This window comes from Mycobacterium sp. TH-M106, from assembly GCF_057473765.1.
In genome coordinates this window covers 1-2793 of the sequence record NZ_JBYCLE010000189.1, presented here as the reverse complement: position 1 = coordinate 2793, position 2793 = coordinate 1, and the positions used below count along the sequence as shown (strand labels likewise).

Annotated in this window: 2 protein-coding genes; both read left to right on the top strand. The window is 67.7% G+C overall.

What is annotated here, in order from left to right:
* Positions 1 to 1264: sigma 54-interacting transcriptional regulator (locus AC2VOP_RS06590; RefSeq protein ID WP_486960215.1), on the top strand; the 1264-nt coding region annotated here is incomplete at its 5' end.
* The coding region (locus tag AC2VOP_RS06585) for a vWA domain-containing protein (protein ID WP_486960214.1) at positions 1257 to 2793 on the top strand (1537 nt) is incomplete at its 3' end. The genes AC2VOP_RS06590 and AC2VOP_RS06585, both read left to right, overlap by 8 nt.

Here is a 2793-nt window from a genome sequence, read left to right as displayed (position 1 = left end):
AGACATCTGGCCCGGGATCCTCGGGTTCGACGAAACGGTGTTGCCGCAGCTGGAACGCGCCCTGATCGCCGGTCACGACATCGTGCTGCTGGGCGAGCGCGGCCAGGGCAAGACCAAGCTGCTGCGGGCGCTGCCCGGGCTGCTCGACGAGTGGACCCCGGTGATCGACGGCGCCGAGCTCGGCGAACATCCCTATTCGCCGATCACCCCGGCGTCGAAACGCCGTGCCGCCGAACTCGGCGACGACCTGCCGGTCGCCTGGCGACACCGCACGCAGCGCTACACCGAGAAGCTGGCCACCCCGGACACCTCGGTGGCCGACCTGATTGGTGACGTCGACCCGATCAAAGTCGCCGAGGGCCGCAGCCTCGGTGACCCGGAGACCATCGCCTACGGGCTGATTCCGCGGGCGCACCGCGGCATCGTCGCGGTCAACGAGCTGCCCGACCTGGCCGAGCGCATCCAGGTGGCGATGCTCAACGTGATGGAGGAGCGCGACATCCAGGTGCGCGGCTACACGCTACGGCTGCCGTTGGACGTGCTGGTGGTGGCCAGCGCGAATCCGGAGGACTACACCAACCGCGGCCGCATCATCACCCCGCTCAAGGACCGGTTCGGCGCCGAGATCCGCACCCACTACCCGCTGGAGCTCGACGCGGAGGTCGGCGTCATCGCTCAGGAGGCCCACCTGAGCGCGCAGGTGCCCGACTACCTGCTGGCTGTGCTGGCCCGGTTCGCTCGCTACCTGCGCGAGTCCCGGTCGGTCGACCAGCGTTCCGGGGTGTCGGCCCGGTTCGCGATCGCAGCGGCGGAAACGGTGGCGGCGTCAGCACGCCACCGCGGCGCGCTGCTGGGGGAGACCGATCCGGTCGCCCGGGTGGTTGATCTCTCCACGATCATCGACGTGCTGCGCGGCAAGCTGGAGTTCGAGTCCGGTGAAGAAGGGCGAGAGCAGGCCGTGCTCGAACACCTGCTCCGACGTGCCACCGCCGACACCGCGTCGAAAGCGCTGATCGGAATCGACATCGGCCCGCTGGTGGCCGCGGTCGATCGGGGTTCGGCGGTGACCACCGGAGAGCGGGTGTCGGCCAAGGCGGTGCTGGCGGCGTTGCCCGGTCTGCCGATCATCGACACCATCGCCGTCCGGCTGGGCGCGGAATCCGATGGCGAGCGTGCCGCCGCGCTCGAATTAGCCTTGGAGGCACTATATCTGGCCAAGCGGATCGACAAGGTGTCCGAGGAAGGCGAAACTGTCTATGGCTAGCGGTCGTCGCGGCCATCCCCGGGGCCGTTCAGCACGGTACTCGACCTACACCGGCGGTCCGGACCCACTTGCTCCGCCGGTGGATCTGGCCGAGGCGCTGGAACAGATCGGGCGCGACGTCATGGACGGTGCGTCACCACGACGGGCACTGTCGGAGTTGTTGCGGCGCGGAACCAAAAACATGCCCGGCGCCGACAGGTTGGCCGCCGAAGCACACCGACGTCGTCGGGAACTGTTGCGCCGGAACAACTTGGACGGCACGCTGGCTGAGATCAAGAAGTTGCTGGATGCGGCCGTGCTGGCCGAACGCAAGCAGCTTGCCCGTGCGCTTGATGACGACGCCCGCTTCGCCGAGCTGCAGTTGGAGGCTCTGTCGCCGTCACCGGCCAAGGCCGTGCAGGAGCTGTCCGACTACAAATGGCGCAGTGCCGAGGCCGCCGAATCCTACGAGAAGATCAAGGATCTGCTGGGCCGTGAGCTGCTCGACCAACGTTTCGCCGGGATGAAGCAGGCGCTGGCGGGCGCTACCGCCGAGGACCGCCGACGGGTCACCGAGATGCTCGACGACCTCAACGAGTTGTTGGACAAACATGCGCAGGGAAAAGACAGTGCACAAGACTTTGCGCACTTCATGGACAAACACGGCGAGTTCTTTCCCGAGAACCCGCGCAACGTCGAGGAGTTGATCGACTCGCTGGCACGTCGGGCCGCTGCAGCGCAGCGGTTCCTCAACAGCCTGAGTCCGCAGCAGCGAGCCGAGTTGCAGGCATTGGCCATGCAGGCGTTCGGATCTCCGGCGCTGCAACAGGCCCTGGGCCGGCTGGACGCGCACTTGCAGACGCTGCGCCCGGGCGAGGACTGGACGGGATCCTCGGAGTTCTCCGGGGACAACCCGTTCGGCATGGCCGAAGGCGCCCGGGCTTTGGCCGACATCGCTGAGCTGGAGCAGCTGGCCGACCAGCTGTCGCAGAGTTATCCCGGCGCCACCATGGACGACGTCGACCTAGACGCGCTAGCCCGCCAACTCGGCGACCAGGCTGCCGTCGAGGCCCAGACGCTGGCCGAGCTGGAACGCGCACTGGTCAACCAAGGATATTTCGACCGCAGTTCCGACGGGCAGTGGCGGCTCTCGCCCAAGGCGATGCGCCAGCTCGGCCAGACTGCGCTACGCGATGTCGCACAGCAACTCTCCGGACGCCGGGGCGAACGCGACCACCGCCGGGCCGGGGCGGCCGGTGAGTTGACCGGCGCGACGCGCCCCTGGCAGTTCGGCGACACCGAGCCGTGGAACGTCACCCGCACATTGACCAACGCGGTGCTGCGGCAGGCGGGACGCCCAGCCCTGGGTCCGGATTCGCGGATTACCATCACCGTCGACGACGTCGAGGTCTCCGAGACGGAGACCCGCACCCAGGCCGCGGTGGCGTTGCTGGTGGACACGTCGTTCTCCATGGTGATGGAGAATCGTTGGCTGCCGATGAAGCGGACGGCACTGGCGTTGAACCACTTGGTTAGCACCCGGTTTCGTT